Here is a 22,381-nt window from a genome sequence, read left to right on the forward strand (position 1 = left end):
ATAAAAGCTAGAAAAGTAAAGATCATTAAACTATTTTCGTATTTTACTTAAAGATTTGAACATTAGCAACTAAGAGGGGATGCTTCCCATGAATGAAATTATTTATACGACGCTGACGACGACGGATTATCAGCTGCCTGTCTATGTAACCGGTGTGGGACATTGGGACCATCAGGAGGGCATTCGTCGCCCGGAAGGCTATCCCGACTACCAGTGGACGCAGGTTGTCTCGGGAGAAGGCGAGCTTATTATCGAGCAGGAACGTTTTCTGGTAAAGCAGGGCGATGGTTTCCTCCTCCCTCCCAGACTAACCCATAGCTACCATGCGGTCAAAGAGCCTTGGGATGCTTATTGGTTTACGTATGATGGGCCACTCGCCGAATCGCTAAACCAGCTGGCAGGCTTGACTCGCCCTGGCATCTATACGATTAACGACTCGCGACCTGTCTTAGAGATGATGAGCGATATGCTCCGCCTTATGAGAGAGAAGCAGCCGGGCCTTGGCATGCTCGGCTCTAAGCAAATTTATAGCGTGCTGCTTGGATTGCGTCAGCAGCTGGCCGAAGGCAGTCTGGCCACGCAGCAAATGAATGAGCGGCTTCATCCTGTTCTGCGATATATCGAGGCGAATCTGCATCGCCCGATTACATTGCCCGAGCTGGCGGAGCTGCTGCATGTCACGCCGCAGCATCTATGCCTGCTTTTCAAAAAAACGTTTAAGCTGCGCCCCATGGAATATGTCAATAAAGAGCGGATTAATAAAGGCAAAGAGCTGCTCATCCGCGGCGGTGGCATGAAGCTGTATGAAATCGCCCGCCAGGTCGGCTTTGAAAATCCGACGTATTTTAATACATTGTTCAAAGCTTATGTAGGCTGTACACCTGGAGAGTTTAAGCAGATGCATGGATTCAAATAAAGATAAAGGAAACAAAGGAGCACGAACAACCGATGCTTAAAAAAATAGTTTATTATGCGGCAGCCGTCCTCATTACGATGGCGCTTGGTTATAGCTCGCGGCATTTTGCCGGCCAGCTGCCGTCATTCGTTGTCACTCATTTTGGCGATATATTATGGGCAAGCATGGTTTACTTCGGCTTTCGCATTCTGCAGGCTAAACGTCCCCTGCTCCTTTCACTCGCTTGCAGCGCGGCCTTCAGCTTCGGCATTGAATTCAGCCAGCTGTATCAGGCAGACTGGATTAGAAATCTTCGGCATACGACGCTCGGTGGCCTTGTGCTGGGACAAGGCTTCAGCGGTATTGATTTAGTCAGATACAGCATCGGCCTCCTGTTTTCCTATGCTCTGGACCGCTTGCTAGGCAAATGGAACAAATCCAGACATAAACGCAGCACTGCTTCACAAGTGTAAACGGCTGTCGCCTGCTTCTCGCGGCAAAGCTGCCGTTTCACGGTGAAATATAGGCTGATTATTAGGGTGAAACTTATAAATTCTTATATTAAAAAAAAGGCATTGCCCCTAATCAGAGCAATGCAGCCGTATCCGAGTCCATATGTATGCGGGAATACGCCGCATTCGTCATTTTCAGCCAATGTGCACTTCGCCCGGCGAGGTATTGGCTCTCACTTCTTTTTCCAGCCATGCCCTCCAGCTCATAATCGGCAATTCGTCTCCACAGCTGTGTGCCGCTTCCAGCTACAAATGGAAGCTTCATAAAAAATCCATTATCTTCAAGCAGCGCTTGCAGCAGCCTCTTCCGCTCAAGCAGCGGCTTGCTGCGCAAATCCACTCCGTTATAATAAAGCAAATCAAACACATAATAACGAACAGGCCATTTTAGCGCGCCTTCGCGAATGCGCGTTTCCTTCGTCATTTTGTAGCGGTCAATGAGCGGAGCAAATTCAAGCCGTCCTGTGTCCGGGTTCTTATAGGAAAGCTCACCATCCAGCACGACGTCCACAGGCCGGGTCAGTGGCAGCTTGAGCAGCTCCGGATACTGGCGAGTGACCTCATAACCATGCTTCGTGAACAATCGCGCCTTCCTATTCATAAAAGAAAGCAGCAAGCGCTGCCCATCAATGAGCGGCTCAAATAGAAATTGCTCGTTATCAAAAGGCTGATCACATGCCGTCATCAGCATTGGTCGCTTAAACATGCCGTTTCCCCCTTGCTGTTCTATCATTCTAGCATGGAAAGGTCCAGCTGATCTGCGGTAAATTCAGGAGAAATTAGTGAATAATCGGGTACATTCCTCCACATAATAGCAATAAGCCAGCGCTTGGAAGCCATTTTTCTTTAAAATATAGGAAAGCTTGGTTTCTTATAAAAATGCTGCCGCTCATTACTTGAGGAGGTCACCCTTATGGCTAGAGGTTCAAATCAGCTGGTTGTACCGCAGGCGCGTGTAGCGCTTGAGCAAATGAAGTTTGAGGTTGCGCAGGAGCTTGGCATTCAATTGCCACAGGATGGTTATTATGGACACATGACCACGCGTGACATGGGCTCCATCGGAGGCTACATTACGCGCCGTCTTATTCAAATTGCGGAGCAGCAGCTCTCTGGACGCTGATTGTACTAAAGAGCCGGGACAAGCAAGCGGTAAGCAAGCTTTTTACAAGCTTCCGCGCCCTTGCCCGGCTTTTCTTATTTTTGCTCTTATTCTTATTTCAGCTTCAAAAACCGCTCCCAGCCGTCAGCAGCATTGCTGCTTGCCCACTCCACATGCGTTTCGTCGCTATATTTTCGGAAAGCGCATTCAATTAACAAAATCAAATCCAAATATAAATCATATAGCCCGCGTCGTATTTGCTCTTCGGCCGTCAGTCCTTCACGACCGTAACCCCGCAAAAACGTCTCCGACAAGTTAAAATGGCTAAAATAATGCTCCATCAACGGATCGCCCCACATCGCCCGTTCAAAGTCGATAATGCCGCAAATTTGCTTATCCTTAATAAAAATATTGCCATCCCACAAATCCCAGTGCAGCAGCTTTGGTTTAGTCACCGCATTCAGATAAGGCAATCTCTCCTTTACCTCCTGTTCAATGACAGTGCGCTCTGCTGGAAGCGCAGCACCCGCATCCGTTGCGTCATCAAGCACGCCTTGCAGCATCGCCCAAAATGCATCCGTCCAGCTTGCAAACGCCTCATGAAGCGGATAATAGCCAAACTTTTCCCCGCTGAATTCGTTAATACAGGCATTATATTCGCCCAACTGAAGCTCAATTTGCTCGCGCTCTTCTTGGGTAAAGCTTTCCTTTACTTTGTTATAGGGCTCTCCTTCCAGCCACTGCATTATAAAATAATCAGTCGGTACCAGCGACCGCGATTGGTCAAAAGCGTACACTTCAGGAACTGGCATGCGGCGATCCTGAGACACTAGCCTCATAACCTCCACCTCGGTTTTCATCATATCCTGCTCATAGCGCATCAGCGCCCCGACCGCCGTGGGCGCTACTTTCAGAACCGACTGGAAGCCGTCCGCCAGTGTTAGCTGATACGCCGTATTGGCCCAGCCATCGGTGAGCTCGCGCGAATGCGCAAGCTCCTTGCCGAAATGATGCTGGGCAATCTGTCCCAACTGCTGCGAGTCCAGCTTTAGCTTGATTTCGTTGTCCATGAATATCCCTCGCTTATGTAGGATAATAACAAGACTGCCGTGTTAATTATCGCATCTGCATGCGTCCGTTCCATTGCATGCGAAGCATGCACACCCGGTCCAATCAGCGCCGCCCGAATATTGCTGCCTCCTCGCAGTGCAGCTGATGCGTCCGATCCATATTGCGGATAAATATCGACTGCATAGGAAATGCCTGAAGCCTTAGCCAGCTCAATGAGCTTCGATGTCATCGCATAATCATAAGGACCCGAGGAATCTTTGGCACATATCGATACATCCCGCTCGCTTGCGGATAAATCATCGCCTAAAGCGCCCATATCAATCGCAATCAGCTCCGTCACATCCGGCGGCATATAGGCATTGCCATGTCCTACCTCTTCATATGTGGAAAAAATCAGCTTAAGCGTGCGCTCTGGACGCTTCCCTTCGCGTCCGAACCACTCCAGCAGTCCGAATAAGGCAGCGACACTCGCTTTATCGTCCAAATGCCGCGATTTTACCCAGCCATTGTCCATCATTTTTGTGCGTGGGTCCCACGAAATGATATCGCCGACCTCGATGCCAAGCTGCTTTGTCTCTTCTTTGGACGCTGTATCCGCATCCAGACGAATTTCCATATTTTCCTCGCTGCGCTTCCAGTCCCTTGCCTCCGGATACACATGGACGGATGTTTTCGTCGACAGCACGGTTCCTTCATACTGGCGGCCATCACGCGTATGGACGATGCAATATTCGCCTTCCACTGTATGCATCGCATAACCGCCAATAGGCGTAAAACGCAGCATGCCGCTCGGCTTAATCGCCCGCACCATCGCGCCCAGCGTATCCACATGAGCGGTTAAAGCAAGCGTGCCTGCTGTAGAATCTCCTGTTCCCGGAATCGTAATGATTCCGTTGCCTTTCGGCGTCAGCTCCAGCTCAAAGCCATGCTTGCGAGCTTCCTCCTCCAGCAGCTTCATAATTGCCATGCAGTAGCCGCTAGGGCTTGGCGTTTGCAGCAATCGATTTAAAAATTCGAGTATGTAATCCCGATTCAGTTGAATTTGCAATGGGTTAGTCAATGCCAATCTCCTCTTTCTATCCATTTAGTTTATAGCGATTAGCCTATATAGGCATTTATACCATTCATACTTATACTAATCTTACTCGACAAAGAGGTCAGCGATGGAATACAATACAGACCGGCCGCTTATCTTCACGCGATCACCAGCAAGCTTGCAGTACAAGGTGCCTCCTCTTTTGGAAACCTGTCTTGCCGTCATTTCCTGCTTGTTTAAACGCTCTGCCCAATAAGGGATAAAATTGCAGTGGGCAGAACCGCATACGGGATCTTCTTCTACCTTTAGTTTTGGGAAAAAGCAGCGGGATACAAAATCATACTGCTCACTTTTAGCAGTAACGAGTACACCTAGTCCATCTGATAGCGCGGCAAGCTTGGTGAAATCCGGATTCAGGCTTCTAACATCAGACTCCGATTCCAGTACAAACATTAAATCGCGATCAAGATAAGTTTCTACGGGCACAATTCCCAGCGCTTCAACCATCTGCTGTGTTAGCTCATGGGGCTTGGGCAATTTGTTCGGGAAATCCATTTCGTAAAGATCTCCGTCCCTTACTACGATTAAGTCGCCACTCAGTGTCGTGAAACGAATGCGCATTAGCGCTGTATCGTAATAATTCATAAGCACATAAGCTGTTGCCAGCGTTGCATGACCGCAAAGGTCAATTTCGCCGCCTGGTGTGAACCATCTTATATGGTAGCAAGCCTCTGTGACCTTAACCGCAAAAGCTGTCTCAGATAAATTGTTCTCGATAGCAATCTTCTGCATCAGCTCATCCGGCAGCCATACAGCCATAATACAAACACCAGCTGGATTTCCTTCAAAAAGAATATCAGCAAACGCATCAATGACATAATATTTCATTATCATCTACCTTCCTAAGTTTATGCTCCTAATACGAGCATTGTAACAAGAACTATAGGATGACGCACAATTATCTATGTTATGGTAGAGTTGTTCAGATCGCAATTCATTGACTCATCCAAAAAAGGGCTATACACTTAACTATCACCATATCAGGTCAGGGGATTTACAATTAATGAAGAAGCGAATACGGATTTTCCTTATATGGCTTGGCATTGCTGTCTCCACTGGGGTGCTCACGGGAGCTGCTTCTGCGCTGCTGCTGGCGCTTTTGAATGAAGCAACGAATCAGCGTCTGGCGCATCCCTGGCTGCTCTGGCTGCTTCCACTAGGCGGGGCATTGGTCAGCTATTTATATATGAAGTATGGCAGAAATACAGGCAAAGGGAACAATCTTGTGCTGGAGCAGCTGCATGAGGAAGATGGCGGAGTGCCGCTGCGTATGGCGCCGCTCGTCCTATTCGGTACGATGATCACCCATTTATTCGGCGGTTCGGCTGGACGTGAAGGGACAGCAGTGCAGATGGGCGGCAGCATGGCGAGCTATGTCGGACGCCTATGTCGACTTGGTGGATTAGAGCGAAAAATGCTGCTCATCTGCGGCATTAGCGGCGGGTTCGGCTCTGTCTTCGGTACCCCGCTTGCAGGAGCCCTATTCAGCCTGGAGCTGCTCGCAATAGGTCTCGTACCCTACTGGCTGCTGCTGCCCGCTTTGGCGGCAGGCTTTACTGGACATGCCGTCGCCCTGGGGCTAGGTACGCATCATAGTCATTATGCGATCGGCAGCCTGCCAGGCTTCAATATGCAACTGCTGCTCGCGATCTTACTAGCTTCGGTTTTGTACGGCCTGACAGCGCGGCTGTTTATCGTGCTTACCCATAAGCTCAAAGCAATATTCAGCCATTATATACCGAATCCGGCTATCAAAAGCTTCGTCGGCGGTCTGCTCATCATTTTGCTCGTCTACGTTTTGGGTACTCGTGATTATATCGGCTTGGGACTGCCACTTATGGAAGAGGCTTTTCACGAGTCACTATCGCCTTTCGCTTTTTTACTTAAGATCCTGTTCACCGCCGTTACGCTTGGCGCCGGATTTCAAGGGGGCGAAGTCACGCCGCTGTTCGTCATCGGTTCCGCGCTGGGCAGCGCCCTTGGCGGCCTGCTGTCTGTATCCGTGCCGCTGCTTGCAGGCATCGGCTTCGCTGCTGTATTCGGCAGTGCCGCCAATACCCCGCTCGCCGCTGCGATAATGGGCATGGAGCTTTTTGGCATCGAAGCCTTTCCTTATTTGCTGCTGGGCTGCATCATCAGCTATTTGTTCTCGGGGCATACGGGCATATACTGGTCTCGTCGTACGCACGAGCTTAAGCTTCGTTTCAAACGCCAAAAGCAGGAGAAGACGCTCCAAGAAACAAAGTGAGGACAGCCCATTTTTTCAATACTTAATTGTATGTTTCAGCGATTTCATGCACGTTACCAAACGGATCAACGAAAGCAGCATATTTCCCTTGAGTAGGTTTGTCATGCAAAAATGGAATACCCATTTCCTTCATTTCCTTATAACAGCTCATCAGCGATCATTTTTGCCTTTTCCGCAAGCTCCCTCATATCATCGGCCGGAACAAGCTCGGCTAAATCGTAGGACAGCGGATTACCGGAAAACTTGTTCAATTCATCCCTAATCAGGTTTATTTCTTGTTCGGAGGCATCGATAGAAAGTTTGCACGGCTGCCTAGCCTCATCCAAATCATGCAAATCGACATAGCCTGATTTAAGACTCTCCAGCACAATGGCTGAAAGATCGATTAGTGCGCCGCAGGCAATATCAAGTTCTACCCGAAACATGCCGCTAGCACTTCTTCTATCAAATCCAATATTTCCGCCGTTTTTCAAGTCTCCCTTAGAAAGCAGTATATCGAAACCCAAGTCCTTTAAAATCTGATTGAGCGTCACTTCCGTTAAGTCCAATTGTTCCAAATAGTCTATTAATGCCAGCGAATCATCGGAACCGCCAATTAAATCTCCCCACCATTTGCTTATGTACATGTTCATCTCCACTTTCTTTTAGGCATTTTAATTTTCTGAATAAGCTATTTGTTGAGGACTAATAAGTTATTTAATTTAGTAATCGTTTCCTTAGAAACTTTTTTACTGTATAGGTCTTCATTTTGCTTCCAATAAAGTAATGTCTTTTTCATAGAGAGGGCGAACTCAGGATAAGCAAGATTGTAATGAACTCCAATGCCAACTGTAGCTAACAGGCATTGGGTGTATTTAGGGAGCTCGCCCACAATTGTAAAGAACATATCGTTATACTCAAAATAAGAAGCACGCTCTTTAGCATGATCATAGCTCAACGGATAGGTAGAAATGCGTGCAGTCTTCCCCTTCAAGGCGGCATACTTGTTTGCCTCTCCCCATACTCCCTCCCAGCTGAAGTTGGTCAGGCGAGAGGCTAGAAAATCGTTATAATCGGGTGCAGAGTGCTGCTCAATATCGGTGAATGCTATGCGCATTGAACCTCGGTTACGATAAAAGGCGCAATCGATAATGATAATGCCGCCGTATAAGCCACTGGGATATTGAAAAGTAAGGCAGCTGCCATTGTGATAAGCACTTTCAAATTGCATAGGCGGCTTGACCCTCTTTTTTGCTATACTTTTGGGTACGCTAATTTTGGCGATAAATGTATGTAAATACTTTTTTCGCTGGTTAATAAATTGCACATTTGCTCCAAGCTGTTCACAGACAGTTAAGTCACTCCCACTCTCAATGATCTGAGCCACTTGCTCAAACAGCGAATCCTCTAAGCATTTCGTTTCCCAAAGGCAATAGGACAACGCAAATAATACATTGTTTCTATCATCTGTACTATTTAAGCTACAAGTAAATTTCTCTTGTAATTCACTGACAATCTGAGTAACCTCAGACCCCCGATTATACTGCTCATAGAAATATTCCTTGATCTCACATGAGGTGTCATTACCAAAAACCTCAGCACTCCATGTTCCCATACAGTCATCACCTCTAGAAAGTTAGATCGGCTAATGTCATTTCAATGAAACAAAGGATAATATTGTACCTTGATATTTCCAATTAATCTAATTCAGCTCGTGAAAAAAGATCTTTAATTAATGAGTCATCTTCACATGCTTCCTTAAAGGCGATGGCAAAGCTAAGTATTGCTTCTCTATTGTCTGTATAAGCAGCGAACATATCAGCTTCAGGGTCAAATCGTACGATATCAACTAAATGAGGCATTTTTTCTTCAAGAAACACGGCTGCTAATGAACCCCAATCATAGCCATTACCCTCAAATCCTTCTTCGGCTCGTGTTTGAAAAATTTCATCCTTATATTGGCCAACGCTTAAAATCATGGATATGCTTCCATTGTTATGCGCAACTAGCCCAAATGGGTTTATTTTTTCATTAACTTCTAACAAACCCTCATCCTGTTCAGCTTTAACTATAGGGATGGTTTCATTTCCTGCTCTACCAGCGGCGTTGCGGCTCATTTCTAAAAACCTCCTGCCATGTGCATCTTCAGGGTCTAGCGCTACAGCTTGTTCAAAAGCAACTATCGCTTCCTTATACTGTTCAAGGTAATAATAAGCATAGCCTAATCGGTAATGCCAAAGAGGGTCGTGCTCGCCTTGCTTTTGCACAGATAAAAAATATTCAATCGCTTCCTTATAATTATCTTGATTATTCAATGCTCTTGCCAAATGGCAAACTAAGTCATAGTCCCTGTCTGCTTCGGGTATTTCCATAATTTTGTTAATGATTTTCTCATACTGGTCCTCGTTATGCCAAAGAGTAAGCTGCTTCAATAGGTCCTTATCCATCTTTATATTCTCTCCTCTAATTTTAATCAAATAATGATTTCAATATTATAAAATGCCTATTTCGTGGTATATGGATGTACTTCGCATTACAAGCTCTGGGTCGCTGCAAGTGACGTTCAACTTTTAATTCCACAGGAATGACTTTGACTTTGTTTCAGGTTTAATTGCTCATCTCATGTGCTCACGATCAATTTTTGAAAGATAATAGTCTTCCCAATTATCTCTTGTGTTCTGTGATTGTGGATTAGCAGGAATTATAATTTTTTCCGTTGGCAAGTAAAAATAGTTCTTTTGGGTATGCTTTTGCAATCCTGAAATTTTCTTTAAGTCCCTTTGAAATGCTCGATAAAAAGCTTGTATCTGTTTGTTAGGATTCTTTGATATCATACGCATTTGTATAAGTTCTCGACTTTTATAGGATTCTCTGCCGCCTTTAACTTCAATAGAACAGGAGCTTGGTGTGTCGTAAAAGTATCCGAATTCTTTGATTCGTGTTATATCTTGAATGGGATGGCAGGAAAAGAAAAAAGAGTTATATGCAGTATCACTAAAATAACTGGAGAACAAATCGATTTTTTCCCTTTCGAAAGATGAATATTGACGTTCACCCTGGGCGTTAACAAATATTTCGGCATATAGTTTAACTCCATGACTCTGCATGGCATTGTGGCTCTCAGTAAGAAAATCCATAACAGGCATTGAAATGTTAAAATAGATAGCTATACCATTTTCCTCCTTCTCCTCAACAGACTACCAATCACGTTCACGAATGGCTTCTTCTGTATCTATTTCGATACCAAAAAAGGCTAAAATATCTTCAACAGTTTGTGCAATTGATTCTCTCGCAACGGTTTCAATTTCGCTGTCATTTTCGTCAAACTCTTCTGCAAGAGCATTGATTGCATGAATGGCGATATCAAGCTTTGATTGAATTTCTTCGATATCTTGATTTCCTTGTTCCAAAAATTCAACAACTTTAACTAGTTCAGCTTTGACTTTATCAACAAGAAAATCAGGGTAATATCCATCAATATACATATCTTTTAAATATTCAAATGACGCACTACTATTATTTTGCACTTCTAGCACCGATGGTTTAATTTTGTCTGACTTTCGGTCGACTTTACTACGGCTCCAATCTAATAATGTTAAAGTAGAGCTATCTCCTGGCTCTAGCTTATCTGTCATTTCAAATTCTCTTAATGCTTCCTCATATCTCTCAAGATAATAGTAGGAGTAGCCCACGCGAAAATGCCAAAGAGGGTCATCCTCACCTTGTTTTGCAATAGTCAAAAGCTGTTGAAGTGCTTCATCGTAACGTTCCAGATTATTCATAGCTCTTGCCAATAAACTGACCGTATTATAATCTCTATCTGATTGGGGAATTTCCATAATTCTACCTACTATTTTTTCATGTTCATCTTCTTGATGCCAAATAATAAGTTGTGCGAAAGGGTCTTTTTCCATCACTCTGCCTCTTTTCGTTTGTAAGATAGTAACAACTTCCTAATTAGTTTACCAACTATGCGCCGTGTTCCACAATGCATCAAAACAATCATTATTGAACTGATAAGCTAAGTTAAACTCTTTTTAAACTTTATCCTGATCTCCTAAATACCAATACAATTGCCTATATGTCCGACATCTGCATCCCCTATCAAGTAATTTGAGTCCTATTCTTCCAATTATAACCTCTGACAAGCATAGGTCATAGGTTCACTATTAAATTAATCTGCTCTTCGTTTTATGAGATTAACCAGCTCCTTCTGGTTGATCCTTTTTCAATCTTACAAGACAATATGAGTCTTTTCAAAGATATGAATTCAGACTAAACTACAATTCCAAGCTGTTTTAGATCAGGTTTTCCGGCTTGCAAAGACGCCTTTGGAGCTATGTATCCCGGTATTACACCTCGGTTTTTAAGTGAATTTCCAACAAATAAGATTTGAGGTCATTTTACGGGTAATCTTGCCAAGCTATTAGCTGATATAGTTGAACAGCGGCGGACTAAAAAAGGACTCCGCCGCTGTTATTCACTAAAAAAATCGTCGATAAAGTTCTCTCCGACGCTCACCACGGAGCTGTGCGTAGATTTACGCGGTAAGGTTTTTGTCAAATAGATCATGCTTAACAGCCAATGAACATTATGGCTTTAGCTTCGCAATAACAACGTAATAAGCAGATCTGGCTGCGTTCGATGGATTCCATGCAGTGAAGAACCATGTGCTTTCTCCCGAGGAATAGTTATTGAGCAAATAGCCTTGCTGTGTGCCAGTTAAAAACCAAGAACCACTAATAATGTTGTAGCTGTTGCCATTTACCGTATAGTTTCTAGAGCTAAATGCAGGAATTGTCACTGGTGCAAAGGTAAATCGCGCAAAACCATCGCCAAGTTGTGTAACTCGAACGGCTTTTTTAATGCTTACAACGATACTTTTACGGCTTATGATCTTCTTCCCCGACTGTACGACTATCTTTTTGTTTTTCAAAGGTGCTTTTCTCATAATCTATCATCTCCTTATTCAACATATGTTAGATTATGAGATTCGAGATGATATGGAGTGGACAAAAGTATGCTGTCAACTTGCTGAATTTTCAATCGACTAAAAAAGAGAGCCTTCATACCTGGACGCCGTGATGCCTGAACGTCGAAAAAACCGGATTCCTTCAATTAAGGATTCCGGTTTTTCGTTAGACACTTATCACGCTCACATTCGCAGGCGCCGTGTCGAGCTCCATCGGGCCCGTATTTTACGCCCCAGCTCCAAAGCGCTTGCGATAGCCGCATTTCCGGCACAGCTCCTCGACCGCTTCCCTGCGGGAGAAACCCTCGACCAGCTTAATCGCCCGATCATCCTCAATAATGTCCGAGAACGATTTATCATTAATGTTGCCAAGATCAATGACGCCTTCGCCGTCGAGGCAGCATGGAACGACCGTTCCATCGACCAATATACCTGCCTGATTGCGCAGTCCGTAGCAGAAGCCTTTGCCGTCATCCTCTTCCGCATTCAAATCCGGCCATTCAAACTCATGATCCTGATTCAAGTAAATGCGATCAGCAATTTTCAGTCCTTTACCGGGAGCAACCCGCTCCTCAATGAAGTAATCCAGTCCAAATTGCTGTTCAATAATCGACAAAACGTCACGATTGCGCTGGCGCTCCGCATTCGTCGCATTATCGGTATGCAAATTCCACAGGCGCAGCGAAATGATCATATTTGTCCGCTCAACCGCCTCACGTGCAAAATCCAATACGCTTCGAATATAACCTTCTTTATTTGTGGAGCCAACGTGTCCGTCAAAGCTATGCAAGGAAAAATTCATTTGGCGCAGCGCCGGCTTTGTCAAAATTTTCTCTTTCACTTTATGAAGCAGCGTCCCATTTGACGTCAAATTGACTTTAAAGCCGTGCTTTTGGCTGAGATCCAGCAGCTCGTCAATTTTCGGATGCAGCAGCGGCTCGCCTTTTAGATGAAAATAAATATAGTCCGTAAACGGTTTAATCTGCTCCAGCCGCTTTTCGAAGTCCTCGACCTGGATAAAGCCTTTTGCCCGCTGTGTCTGGGGACAGAAGGTGCACGCCAAATTGCAGATGCTCGTAATCTCCACATAAAATTTCTTAAACCTCTTCATTACTCGTTGCTCCATTCTGCTCGGTAGTCCTTCCTGCTATTATAGCATGCTCCCCGCTTGCGCGACCATAATGCTATAAAAGCCTCTAGCTTCAATGAAAGGATCGCCAGAAAGCGCCTTCTGTCGCAATAATGGAGCGTATTTGGGCATAAGGAATGCGGAACGTCGGGAACCCGGCCGCAAACGGCGCAATATCATACGGGTTAAAATATAAATGCAGCGCATCCTCCGTCACATAAAAAGGCTGATCCGCTTTAATTCCCGTATAGGTATCTGGAAATACATAGCTATACTGAGGATCCGTCTTAATTTGCTCGCCAACGATATCACTAAGCACCTTTACATAATTGCTGCCTGGCTGGAACAGATCCCTCAGCTCGTACATCGACCCGTCGATGACATTGATGTGGCTGTAAATCATCGTCGGCATGCCATGTGCAGCCCCGAACGGGAAATTGTAGCCATTTAACTGCAGGACTAGAAGGTTTTTGTGGAACCAGGTAACGTCAAAATCGCCGTCATACGAGTACTCCAGCTGCACATTCGCCGGGACCCTCTTGACCTGCGACAGCTCCTCCAGCTTACGGTTCACCTGCTGCTGTGCCGCCTGGTTCACCATGCCTTCAACGCTTGGATAATACACCAAATAATCAACGTTCGGCTTATATTTGTGCTCCTTGACACGCAGCGGAACCCGAAGCGGAATGACCGTATTGCTTTGCCAAATGAGGCGCCCGCTGCGCGTATAATAGGACTCCCGGTTATCAACAATTGCCTGTACAACGCCGTCCATAATCGTTAATACGCCTCTGCCAGACAGCCGCGGATACCCCTCGGCGGGCTGTCCCTTCGTATTTATAAAGTAGGTCTGTTTCCCATCGGTAACGGAAGCCAGCCCATACTTATAATCCGCCACATCCGTGAAAAAATAGTCCGTCAGCAGTTTGCCGTCATGATCTGCAATTGCATATAGTGAGCCCAGATACGGCTGATCTGCGTTTCTCGCCTTGCCCAGCGCCAGCCGCTGCTCGCCCAGCTGGCGAATATCATTATAGGCCGGCTGCACGACATAGCCGCCCCGCTTCTCAATAACGCCATACAACGCGCCAAAACCCTCCGCTGTATTTACAATTGCCCGGCCATCCTGAAACGGCATGGCCGACGTAAACGCCGGATAAATGACCGATTGGCCGCGCTCATTGATGTACCCGTATTTGCCATTTTGCTCCGGCTGATAGGAAAGCAGTCCCTCTCCGAGCTGGCCTACATCATAAAACGGGTATTCGGTAAGCTTGCGTCCGTTTCGATCAATTAGCGCAAAGGCCTGCTCATGCAGCTTCACGACGGCTTTTCCTTTCGTAAAATCGCCGGCGCTTTCGAACTGTGCCGGTATAACCTCCGCCCCTTTACGATCCAAATACCCATATTTGGAGCTGTTGTCTGCTTCATTCATGTCATAGAACATCGCCCGTTCATCTGCAAACGCGGAAATGTATGAATAAGCCTTGGGGGTAAGTACATTCCCTCGCTCATCGATGATTTTAAAGCCTGCGCTATCTATGATGACCGCCCGGCCTTCCGAGAACGGGCCGATAAAATCATAGATCGGCTGAATCCGGAAAGCGCCTGACCTATCAATTAGACCGCTATTGTTGCCTGACTGCACGACAGCGAGCCCATTTGGCTGAAAAGCATCAGCACTGCTGTATTGCGGCTCAATGATGAAGCTCCCTTTTGCGTCGATGTAACCCCATTTTGTTCCGCTCGTCGTCTTTACGGCTGCCGGAAGGAGAACTGCTCGGCGAGCATGATCCATTTCCCCTGTTTCAAATGCAGCTTCTACATATTGCGTTCCATCAAGAGACCAATCCGTGTCATTACTGGCCCAATCCCTTCCTTGCTGCAAGGCTTGCGGATAGTCGAGCCCCACTGGCGAAGTTGTTCCCATCATATTAGCTGCAGTTCCAGCGTGATCAAAACCGCCCATATCGGCAGTCATTCCTGCTGCTAGCCGCGCTGCCTCTGTATCAGCTTCCCCTCTACCGCTAGCCAATATGGCTTGCTTTAATTGCTTCAGCACCTCAAGCGATGGGTAAGGCTCAGGGAAGCTAAGCGCCTTGTGGACAGAGTCAAGCGCCGCCTGCAACTGGCACGCTTTAAACTGCGCATCTGCAAGATGAAACCAATAGAAGCCATAATCCGGATGCTCGGCTACCATTCGTTCGTAATAATGGACGACTTTGCAGAAGTAATAAGGATACACATCTGGCGCCGGAACAAGCATTCCTTTCGACCAGCGCATGACGTGGACATCATACGCTTCCCCCGTGTCATGTGCCCATAATGCCAGCTCGGCCTGCCCATCCCTTCCATTTGGTCCAGGCATATCCTCTACATCCACATAGCTGAAATTGATGCCATCCGGCAGCACAGGGCAAAGCTTGAAATTGCTGTAGGCATACACCGACAGCGTGGACCAAATGGCTCCAACCTGCCAGCCAATGATTAAATTACAGCATAGACAGCTGGTCACAGGGGCCGCAGTCATCACCGTTACGCCGTACCCATTTCCTTTCACACAAGCGCCTATCACCCAGCCAAGCTGACAATGCTGCAAAATCATTACAAAATATTCGTTATTCAAACGATACACCGCTGCTACCTCGGGGCAACCGTCCCCATTAAAATCCGCCACTACAACTGCATAATGTGGAGACGGGCACGAAATTTCAGTCAGCTCCGCTCCAACTGGCAAATGAGCGGCAGCCAATCGCACCCACTGCATGTCATCCGCGTTCATTTCATCACACCCCACCCGTATACGACTGGAATTTATCCTTAACAAACTAAACATATGCAGGAAAATAGGAAATATGATTGCGTTCACGAATGTCAATGATAAAAGGGAACATATTTTTTATTATGTAAACAAAATAAGCCGGGACATTCCCTTATCAGGAGCATCCGGCTTTATTTTTTTCTAACTAACCCTTCGTTCGATTTAAAGTAATCAAATAATTGTATTTACTTGCATGCTTCAACTCGTCTAAAATAATGCCAAAAACCGTGTCTTTGTATATACCCGCTGGCAAGCCGAACCAAATACTGCGATATTTTTCGACTGCCGCAAGCTCTCCTAATAATGCTTCCTCTAATCCAGCCAGATAGGAGTTCACCGGCTGATGGGCTTCATTGCTGATACCGGTAATTTCCTGACCCGTAAGCTGCCTGTAAATCCCGCGAAACATGTGGTTGTGACTGCGCTCATCATTGCGAATAGACATAATGATCCCTGCCTGCTCGGCATTCGGCGCAAGCCTAATCAGCTCATCATAGAACAACTCATCATTTCGTTCCCCTTGTACCGCTTCTTTTATTAACGTTAGCGCATGCTGTGGGGTTGTTGTCCACACAGGCATAAACACTGAACTTCTCCATTGGTAATCAACCCAATTCATCTATTAGCCTCCACAAATAAGGATCATGATTTAGATCAGCATATGTGTGAGCAGCCCATTTGTTTACAATTGCTCAATTGACAGCTTAGTTCCCTTTAATCGGCTTATCTGGCCCTTCTTCTTGCTTGTCCGTATAAAGCGACATCATTGACTGTACCTCTTGAAGCAGCTTCTGGCGCAGCTCTAACGGCTCAAGAGCCTCGACCGTTGAACCGAATTTAAGCAAAATTTCGCAGGCGGATTCCAGTGTATTGAAAAGCACATCCGCCTGGATTTCATCCTGATAAACAGTGCCTACTGCCGTAACCGTTACATACCACTGCTTACGAAATCGGGGAAGGTCAGCTTCCTTCATGCGGATTTTCGCCGGATAACGCGGCAGCTCAGACTTGAACTGCGCAATGGATTGCTGCCAGTAAGAGGCTAAATCGAACCGTTCCGGCCGATCGAAGCTCTCCCCTTGCATAGCCGCCTCATGCAGCCGGGAAATGCGATACGTTCGCATTCCGCCTTCCGTGTCAGCAACGAGGTACCACGCATTATTTTTCGCCACAAGCCCGAGTGGTTGAACTAGCCTTTCAGCCAGCTCCGCTCCGCGAGTGTATGCAATGAGCAGCTTCCGCTCCAGCCAAATCGCTTCTTGAATCAGCGGGAGAAGCGGCACCTGCTCGCTTGCTTCCCGCCAGCCCGCACCGTCGATATGAATGCGCTGCCGCACCTTTTCCGCTTCCTCCCGATACATCGACGGAAATGCGGCGATCAGCTTCTGAAAAGCAGCGTCAAAGTTATCGCTGATCCCCAATTCTAAGGCAATGCCCGTAGGCTGGGACAGAAGCAGCGACTGGATTTCTTCCTTTTTCATCCCGGTCAAATTCGTCCTGTAGCCTTCGGCAAGCATCCAGCCGCCATTCGTCCCGCGCTCGGCCACGATCGGAATGCCCGCAGTGCTTAACGCCTCCATGTCGCGATGGATTGTCCTTCCCGATACTTCAAGCTGGTTCGCCAGCTCCTGTGACGTCATTCTGCCGCGATTTTGCAGCAGCAGCAATATGGCAATTAATCGATCTGCCCGCAGCTGATATCCCTCCTGTCTTTAAGTCGATTTTCCGTCGCTCGCTTCCGGAATCGGAATCGTTTCTAGGGTAGCTGCATAGTTCCCCCAATGTGGACGGGTGCCATCTTCATCGTCAAACACGTATTCCTCCGAAAGCCCCCAAGTGCTTAGCGCTTTCCCTGTTTTGAGATGTACTTCTGGATCAGATGCGAGCGCGGCAACCGCTCTACCAATATAGGCAGGTGTCTCAGACATCAGAAAATGCGGCTCCTGCGCAGCGGCATCCCGCCAATTCGCCTTCGTCACGCCAAAATGCTCCAGCATCGCCTCCGAACGCAGAAAACCCGGCGTTAAAGCCAAAGCAGTTACGCCATAAGGGCGTAAGTCCTCTGCCATCGCTTTAGCCAAATGGATAACCGACGTTTTGGCCAAGCTATAGTACAAATTGCCGCGATATTGGCTATCTACTCCGTCGGTAATTTCAATGATGAGCCCTTGTTTTCTAGCTGTCATAAGCGGCGCACCATAATAACTGGTAATCATATGAGAAAAAACAGCACGCTGCTGCATAAGCAGGCCATCCTCCAGCGAATGCTCCCAAAACCGCTTGCCCCACTCGGTTAATGGATCACCGCCCCATACATCATTCACCAGCAGGTCTAACTGCCCATTCTGCTCGGCTTTCACCCGCTCAAACAATGCCTGAACCTCCGACTCCACCGTATGGTCTACACGCACAGCAATGCCAATTCCCCCAACTGCCGCAACCATCTCCGCCGTTTCGTCAATAGTCTCCTGCCTGTTCATATTCGACAAGCCGCCTCGCACACTGCGCCCTGTACAATAGACGGTTGCCCCTGCCTTCCCCAAACCAATTGCAATCCCTCTGCCCGCTCCTCTTGTCGCTCCCGCCACAACAGCAACTTTTCCGGCTAACGGTTTCATTACAAGCCACGCTCCCTTTTATTTGCTTCTTCTAGTCTCACCCATTATAACGTTCACTAGATGACAACTACTGTCATATATCTCAAACGATTGAGGGGACCAGCTTAGAAATTAAAGGGCAAAATAAAATCGCTAATGGTACACGCGCGCCTCTTTCCCCGCATTCCCATTAACGATTGTCATACGCTGATATTTTACAGACGGCAAACGCCCTTCGCGCAGGCCGGTCCCGTCGGACATTCACAGTGGGTCCGAAGCTCATCGAGCTTGAGGATAATAATTTCACCGCGGACGACCTTGATTACTTCTTCATCCTTAAGCGCGGCAAGCATGCGATTGACACTTTCACGCGTTGCTCCAATCAGCTCGGCAAGCTCGTTATTGGTCAGGCGAATATCGATGTGCAGCCCTTCTGGACGCAGCACCCCGTACATATTGCTAAGCCGAATCAGCGTCGAAGCGAGCGCACCCAATTTGCCGAACTGCGTCAAATCCCGAAGCTTTGACTGGCTAATTTGCTGCATCATGCCTAACCACTTGGCAAAGCTGACCGCCATACTCCCATTTGTATTAAGCAGCAGTTCCAATTCGTCAGAGGCGATAAGACCAGCCACAACATCCTCCGTTGCTTCAGCACTCATGCCATGCAGCAGTTGTCCTTCACCGCCATATTCACCGAGAAAATCGCCATGACTGGCAAAAGACAGCGTTAGGCTTTTGCCATCCGCCATCATCCGGGTCAGTTTTATTCTTCCTGAAACAATTAAATAATGGTAGCTCGCTGCATCGCCTTCCCAAAATAAATGATTGCCCGCCTCATAACGGTGCATGCTCATCCGCTCGGTTATACGTTCCAAATCAGCTGGGGTGAAGAAGGCCGCAATGCCTTCTCCTTGTGCAATAGCAGGTCGAGCGAAGCTGCCTCGTTCGTTAGAGCTATTTGCGCTCATCTGGCTCATCCCCCTCCCGTTTTGTACATCATACCAATATATGACGTATTTGTGCATACAAATGAGGAAGGAAATTGTTAAAAGCATGTTTTTTCGCACAAGCGTAAACGGCTGAAGCCGTCTTTTGGTGGCAAAGCTTCCGTTTCGCAGGTGGAATATAAGCCCATTTATAAGTATGAAACTTATAAATTCTTATATTTAAAAAGCTGCATCGCAGCCCTCATAGGTTCATCCAGAACCATGATTCGCTAGATGCAGCTTGCTTTTATTTAATTGTACCCCTGCTCAGCGTCATCTCGCCGAGGGCTTCAGCCCGGTGCTTTCTCCGTCATTTTTGTGAGGAACAAGACGTTGATACCATTTGCGCATCAGTGGCAACACGTAGTAGTCAAGACCATATTTGCCAGCATTCGCGCCACCGACGATGATAATGACACCCAGCAGCACCATCCATGGGTTAACCGAGATCGTTCCTGCGAAGAGGAACATAAAGTTCATGAGAAGCCCGAAAAATACAGCTGTTGTTGTAAGTGCACCAACGATGAGACCCAAACCTACCAGAAATTCACCAAGCGGGATTAAAAAATTGAACAGCTTTGCATTAGGCAGTGCGAAATGCTCGATAAATGCGGTATACGTTGGATAGACGGCGAGGCCTGTCGCCCGGTCAGCTACTGGATTTTCAACTGCATTTTTCAAAAATCCTGCCGTATCGAAGCCCCCGCCTGTCAGCTTGCCCCAGCCCGATTCCAGCCAGTGGTACCCGACATATAGTCTAAGCAGTAACAGCGCACCTGCCGCAATTCGATTTTCTCTCAGCCATTTGTATAACATGACCACTCACTCCTTAAGTGTTTATGTGTTGTTTGTTTCTGTCTTTATCATAAGGGATGGCCGAACATTAATATGTGATTTTTTTCACAATATACAAAACGATTGGCTGTTTTCGTCTATTTGTGTCGTTTATTTGAACGCAAGCACTGGGCTGAACAGTCACTGCGCTGCGCCACCTTTGATCCGATGTCAGATGCTGCTGATTATGTAAGTGGCGCAGAGCAACTGGCTGGAACAATGAGGCCCACTAGCCAGCTGTCGGCTTAAATGGACTCTCTCCATCTCTCAGTCTTTTGCCAGCGATACGTTGATATCTTGTTTTCAAGTAGGGCAAGATGAAATAATCCAGCCCGAACTTGCCTGCATTGGCTCCTCCGATTAGAATAATGCCGCCGAGCAGCACCATCCAAGGATTCATGGATATAGAGCCTGCAAATAAATACATGAAATTCATGAGCAATCCGAACAATACGGCCGTCGTGGTGAATGCACCTACAATTAGGCCCAGGCCCACAAGGAATTCACCAATGGGAATAATGAGATTAAATAGGCCTGTGTTGGGCAAGGCGAAATTCTCCAAAAACCCCGTGTACATAGGATAAACAAGCTGGCCTGTCGCTTTATCCATGATCGGATTTTCGACGGCATTCGCTATAAAGCCCGCCGAGTTAAAACCTTCTCCAGTCAGCTTGACCCAGCCAGCCGAAAGCCACTTTATCCCAATATACAAGCGAAGAAATGCGAAAATGCTCGCCGCAATCCGGTTCTCCATCACCCCTGTTAGTACCATCAACATTAACCTCCTTTCGTCTAATTTCGTCGAGCAATTTCATTATATAGGAAAATATGAACATTGTATGTATTTTTATTAAAAATTAAGCAAATTGAATTTTATTGATTTTTATTACAATTTGAGGGAATTTAATTTAGTTACCGTAATTATAATTATGTAAACTTAATGCTATGGAAAACAGCAAGCTATATGCCGCTCATTTTCAACCGACATCCACATCATAAAAAAAACGCTGCATCCAAGATGCAACGCTTCCCTTCTTGTACTATACCCGTCGGCTAAGCTTTTCTGCTGCCAATCTTCATTTTACCCGCAATATTATTCATCGCATTTTGCAGCTGTTTGTTGTCTATATGCGTATAAATTTGGGTCGTCGCTATACTCGCGTGGCCCATAAGCTCCTGCAGCGTACGAATATCCGTACCGCTGCGAATTTGCAGCGTCGCAAAGGAGTGCCTTAGCTTATGACTGGAAAGCTTTTTTCCCTCAAGCTCTGGGAGCCTTTCCTTCATCAGTCCAATTGTTTCATCCGCAACGGTCTGAATCATGCGAATAGATAGCCGCCTGCCGAATTGCGAGACGAACATCGCCTGTTCCTTCAATTGCCCTGGCGCTTTTCGCGCCTCTATCGCCCGGCGAAGCACCTCCTGTAGTGGCGCAGGCAGCGGGACAACTCGCCATTTCCGCCCTTTTCCGAGAATATGAAGCGAGCCGTCGGAATGAAAATGCTGCATGTTCAGTCGATGAACCTCGCCTACCCGCAGCCCCGCATAACACATGAGCAGCATTATCGCGAGATTACGCTCATAATATTTTCCACCAATCGCAGCAACAAGCTGCTCCAGCTCGTCCTCCTCCAAATAGACAGGGATGCGCCCCTTCTCTTGCTTTGACTTGGCAATAAGCGCAGCTGGATTAACGCTGAGAGCCTCTAGCTCGATTAGCGCCTTATAAAAGGAACGCACGGAGGAGAGCTTGCGATTGCGCGCTTCATCCCCTGCCCCTTTTTCACGACAAGCAGACATAAATCGCACCATATCCAATTTTCCAACCTGATCGAGCGCCTTCGGATGTACCATATGTAAAAAATGCTGGGTGTCACTTAAATAGGCCCGCTGCGTCGCTGCCGTCATCCCTTTGTTTTTCATCCAGATGGAGAACAGCTCCAACTCCTGCGTGTACGTATCGATAATTTCATGCTGCCACATGCTGCTTGCTACCTCCAGCTCCTCAAATTCAAACTTTTAAAGCTTAAATTTGATATATTCCTTATCATAGCTGATAAATATAATGCCCGTAAAGGGAAACTGCGTGAAATATGTATTTCACGCAGTTTTTTTAGATGTAAAACAGGCTCAAAATGC

23 protein-coding genes and 1 pseudogene are annotated in these 22,381 nt (G+C 46.7%); 4 read left to right on the forward strand and 20 right to left on the reverse strand.

All coding sequences use genetic code 11. From position 1 onward, the window contains the following. The first annotated feature begins 88 nt into the window (after positions 1–88). Both MHB80_RS15010 and MHB80_RS15015 read left to right on the forward strand, forming a co-directional pair. Positions 89–916, forward strand: coding sequence for an AraC family transcriptional regulator (locus tag MHB80_RS15010; protein WP_341277761.1), 828 nt, complete (start codon positions 89–91; stop codon positions 914–916). Positions 917–948: 32 nt separating this feature from the next. Beyond that, complete coding sequence (locus MHB80_RS15015; protein WP_341277762.1) at positions 949–1,368, forward strand: DUF2809 domain-containing protein; 420 nt, start codon at positions 949–951, stop codon at positions 1,366–1,368. 112 nt (positions 1,369–1,480) lie between these two features. Here MHB80_RS15015 and MHB80_RS15020 read toward each other — a convergent pair whose 3' ends face one another. Next, positions 1,481–2,113, reverse strand: a complete 633-nt coding sequence (locus tag MHB80_RS15020; protein ID WP_341277763.1) for a hypothetical protein — start codon at positions 2,111–2,113, stop codon at positions 1,481–1,483. A gap of 207 nt (positions 2,114–2,320) precedes the next feature. On the opposite strand from MHB80_RS15020, the gene MHB80_RS15025 reads away from it, so the two are divergent. Then, positions 2,321–2,527, forward strand: coding sequence for an alpha/beta-type small acid-soluble spore protein (locus tag MHB80_RS15025; RefSeq protein ID WP_341277764.1), 207 nt, complete (start codon positions 2,321–2,323; stop codon positions 2,525–2,527). Positions 2,528–2,619: 92 nt separating this feature from the next. Here MHB80_RS15025 and MHB80_RS15030 read toward each other — a convergent pair whose 3' ends face one another. The 3 genes from MHB80_RS15030 to MHB80_RS15040 form a co-directional block, all read right to left on the reverse strand. After that, positions 2,620–3,576 carry an aminoglycoside phosphotransferase family protein gene (locus MHB80_RS15030; protein ID WP_341277765.1) on the reverse strand — a complete coding sequence of 319 codons (957 nt, stop codon included), beginning with the start codon at positions 3,574–3,576 and terminating at the stop codon, positions 2,620–2,622. Beyond that, entirely contained in the window at positions 3,555–4,625 is a 1,071-nt protein-coding gene (locus MHB80_RS15035) for a M42 family metallopeptidase (RefSeq protein WP_341282979.1), read from the reverse strand. The genes MHB80_RS15030 and MHB80_RS15035 overlap by 22 nt, the downstream gene beginning before the upstream one ends. Positions 4,626–4,718: 93 nt before the next feature. Further along, on the reverse strand, positions 4,719–5,501 hold the full coding sequence (locus tag MHB80_RS15040) for a PhzF family phenazine biosynthesis protein (protein ID WP_341277766.1): 783 nt from the start codon (positions 5,499–5,501) through the stop codon (positions 4,719–4,721). A 175-nt stretch (positions 5,502–5,676) separates the two neighbouring features. Between MHB80_RS15040 and MHB80_RS15045 the strand changes: the two genes are divergently transcribed. Next, the gene (locus MHB80_RS15045; RefSeq protein WP_341277767.1) at positions 5,677–6,921 is read left to right on the forward strand and encodes a chloride channel protein; all 1,245 of its coding nucleotides are present in this window, start codon (positions 5,677–5,679) and stop codon (positions 6,919–6,921) included. Positions 6,922–6,943: 22 nt separating this feature from the next. On the opposite strand, the pseudogene MHB80_RS15050 reads toward MHB80_RS15045, so the two are convergent. The 16 genes and pseudogenes from MHB80_RS15050 to MHB80_RS15125 form a co-directional block, all read right to left on the reverse strand. Further along, positions 6,944–7,063, reverse strand: a pseudogene (locus MHB80_RS15050) (VOC family protein); the annotation flags it as partial. Further along, complete coding sequence (locus tag MHB80_RS15055; protein ID WP_341277768.1) at positions 7,059–7,547, reverse strand: imm68 putative immunity domain-containing protein; 489 nt, start codon at positions 7,545–7,547, stop codon at positions 7,059–7,061. The gene MHB80_RS15055 and the pseudogene MHB80_RS15050, both read right to left, overlap by 5 nt. A 44-nt stretch (positions 7,548–7,591) precedes the next feature. Continuing rightward, a complete protein-coding gene (locus MHB80_RS15060; RefSeq protein ID WP_341277769.1) occupies positions 7,592–8,515 on the reverse strand; it encodes a hypothetical protein in 924 nt (307 codons plus the stop codon). Between the two features lie 82 nt (positions 8,516–8,597). Beyond that, positions 8,598–9,347: an Imm51 family immunity protein gene (locus MHB80_RS15065; RefSeq protein WP_341277770.1), complete on the reverse strand. Its 750-nt coding sequence runs from the start codon at positions 9,345–9,347 to the stop codon at positions 8,598–8,600. Between the two features lie 168 nt (positions 9,348–9,515). Then, entirely contained in the window at positions 9,516–10,007 is a 492-nt protein-coding gene (locus tag MHB80_RS15070) for a hypothetical protein (RefSeq protein ID WP_341277771.1), read from the reverse strand. 90 nt (positions 10,008–10,097) lie between these two features. Continuing rightward, positions 10,098–10,427 carry a DUF5713 family protein gene (locus MHB80_RS15075; protein ID WP_341282980.1) on the reverse strand — a complete coding sequence of 110 codons (330 nt, stop codon included), beginning with the start codon at positions 10,425–10,427 and terminating at the stop codon, positions 10,098–10,100. A gap of 1,064 nt (positions 10,428–11,491) precedes the next feature. Then, positions 11,492–11,851, reverse strand: coding sequence for a hypothetical protein (locus MHB80_RS15080; protein WP_341277772.1), 360 nt, complete (start codon positions 11,849–11,851; stop codon positions 11,492–11,494). Positions 11,852–12,098: 247 nt separating this feature from the next. Continuing rightward, positions 12,099–12,983 (reverse strand): radical SAM/SPASM domain-containing protein, encoded by an 885-nt coding sequence (locus tag MHB80_RS15085; protein ID WP_341277773.1) that lies wholly within the window; start codon positions 12,981–12,983, stop codon positions 12,099–12,101. Positions 12,984–13,074: 91 nt separating this feature from the next. Further along, positions 13,075–15,783, reverse strand: a complete 2,709-nt coding sequence (locus MHB80_RS15090; RefSeq protein ID WP_341277774.1) for a WG repeat-containing protein — start codon at positions 15,781–15,783, stop codon at positions 13,075–13,077. Between the two features lie 184 nt (positions 15,784–15,967). Then, a complete protein-coding gene (locus MHB80_RS15095; RefSeq protein ID WP_341277775.1) occupies positions 15,968–16,441 on the reverse strand; it encodes a ferritin-like domain-containing protein in 474 nt (157 codons plus the stop codon). A gap of 85 nt (positions 16,442–16,526) precedes the next feature. Further along, positions 16,527–17,516 (reverse strand): YafY family protein, encoded by a 990-nt coding sequence (locus MHB80_RS15100; protein ID WP_341282981.1) that lies wholly within the window; start codon positions 17,514–17,516, stop codon positions 16,527–16,529. 18 nt (positions 17,517–17,534) lie between these two features. Further along, on the reverse strand, positions 17,535–18,440 hold the full coding sequence (locus MHB80_RS15105) for an SDR family oxidoreductase (protein ID WP_341277776.1): 906 nt from the start codon (positions 18,438–18,440) through the stop codon (positions 17,535–17,537). A gap of 194 nt (positions 18,441–18,634) precedes the next feature. Beyond that, entirely contained in the window at positions 18,635–19,390 is a 756-nt protein-coding gene (locus tag MHB80_RS15110; RefSeq protein ID WP_341277777.1) for a Crp/Fnr family transcriptional regulator, read from the reverse strand. Between the two features lie 291 nt (positions 19,391–19,681). Further along, a complete protein-coding gene (locus MHB80_RS15115) occupies positions 19,682–20,224 on the reverse strand; it encodes a DoxX family protein (RefSeq protein ID WP_341277778.1) in 543 nt (180 codons plus the stop codon). Between the two features lie 247 nt (positions 20,225–20,471). Next, positions 20,472–21,014 (reverse strand): DoxX family membrane protein, encoded by a 543-nt coding sequence (locus MHB80_RS15120; protein ID WP_341277779.1) that lies wholly within the window; start codon positions 21,012–21,014, stop codon positions 20,472–20,474. A 281-nt stretch (positions 21,015–21,295) separates the two neighbouring features. Next, complete coding sequence (locus MHB80_RS15125; RefSeq protein ID WP_341277780.1) at positions 21,296–22,225, reverse strand: tyrosine-type recombinase/integrase; 930 nt, start codon at positions 22,223–22,225, stop codon at positions 21,296–21,298. Positions 22,226–22,381: the final 156 nt, after the last annotated feature.

Origin of the sequence: Paenibacillus sp. FSL H8-0537 (assembly GCF_038051995.1) — a bacterium.
Classification (GTDB): domain Bacteria; phylum Bacillota; class Bacilli; order Paenibacillales; family Paenibacillaceae; genus Pristimantibacillus.

Excerpts from the sequence above, each read along its gene's own strand:
- MHB80_RS15070 (WP_341277771.1), bottom strand. The coding sequence starts at position 10,007 with ATGCAGAGTCATGGAGTTAAACTATATGCCGAAATATTTGTTAACGCC.
- MHB80_RS15105 (WP_341277776.1), bottom strand. The coding sequence starts at position 18,440 with ATGAAACCGTTAGCCGGAAAAGTTGCTGTTGTGGCGGGAGCGACAAGA.
- MHB80_RS15120 (WP_341277779.1), bottom strand. The coding sequence starts at position 21,014 with ATGGTACTAACAGGGGTGATGGAGAACCGGATTGCGGCGAGCATTTTC.
- MHB80_RS15125 (WP_341277780.1), bottom strand. The coding sequence starts at position 22,225 with ATGTGGCAGCATGAAATTATCGATACGTACACGCAGGAGTTGGAGCTG.
- MHB80_RS15110 (WP_341277777.1), bottom strand. The coding sequence starts at position 19,390 with ATGAGCGCAAATAGCTCTAACGAACGAGGCAGCTTCGCTCGACCTGCT.
- MHB80_RS15020 (WP_341277763.1), bottom strand. The coding sequence starts at position 2,113 with ATGTTTAAGCGACCAATGCTGATGACGGCATGTGATCAGCCTTTTGAT.
- MHB80_RS15090 (WP_341277774.1), bottom strand. The coding sequence starts at position 15,783 with ATGAACGCGGATGACATGCAGTGGGTGCGATTGGCTGCCGCTCATTTG.
- MHB80_RS15030 (WP_341277765.1), bottom strand. The coding sequence starts at position 3,576 with ATGGACAACGAAATCAAGCTAAAGCTGGACTCGCAGCAGTTGGGACAG.
- MHB80_RS15010 (WP_341277761.1), top strand. The coding sequence starts at position 89 with ATGAATGAAATTATTTATACGACGCTGACGACGACGGATTATCAGCTG.
- MHB80_RS15080 (WP_341277772.1), bottom strand. The coding sequence starts at position 11,851 with ATGAGAAAAGCACCTTTGAAAAACAAAAAGATAGTCGTACAGTCGGGG.
- MHB80_RS15085 (WP_341277773.1), bottom strand. The coding sequence starts at position 12,983 with ATGAAGAGGTTTAAGAAATTTTATGTGGAGATTACGAGCATCTGCAAT.
- MHB80_RS15060 (WP_341277769.1), bottom strand. The coding sequence starts at position 8,515 with ATGGGAACATGGAGTGCTGAGGTTTTTGGTAATGACACCTCATGTGAG.
- MHB80_RS15015 (WP_341277762.1), top strand. The coding sequence starts at position 949 with ATGCTTAAAAAAATAGTTTATTATGCGGCAGCCGTCCTCATTACGATG.
- MHB80_RS15115 (WP_341277778.1), bottom strand. The coding sequence starts at position 20,224 with ATGTTATACAAATGGCTGAGAGAAAATCGAATTGCGGCAGGTGCGCTG.
- MHB80_RS15045 (WP_341277767.1), top strand. The coding sequence starts at position 5,677 with ATGAAGAAGCGAATACGGATTTTCCTTATATGGCTTGGCATTGCTGTC.
- MHB80_RS15095 (WP_341277775.1), bottom strand. The coding sequence starts at position 16,441 with ATGAATTGGGTTGATTACCAATGGAGAAGTTCAGTGTTTATGCCTGTG.
- MHB80_RS15055 (WP_341277768.1), bottom strand. The coding sequence starts at position 7,547 with ATGTACATAAGCAAATGGTGGGGAGATTTAATTGGCGGTTCCGATGAT.
- MHB80_RS15065 (WP_341277770.1), bottom strand. The coding sequence starts at position 9,347 with ATGGATAAGGACCTATTGAAGCAGCTTACTCTTTGGCATAACGAGGAC.
- MHB80_RS15025 (WP_341277764.1), top strand. The coding sequence starts at position 2,321 with ATGGCTAGAGGTTCAAATCAGCTGGTTGTACCGCAGGCGCGTGTAGCG.
- MHB80_RS15040 (WP_341277766.1), bottom strand. The coding sequence starts at position 5,501 with ATGAAATATTATGTCATTGATGCGTTTGCTGATATTCTTTTTGAAGGA.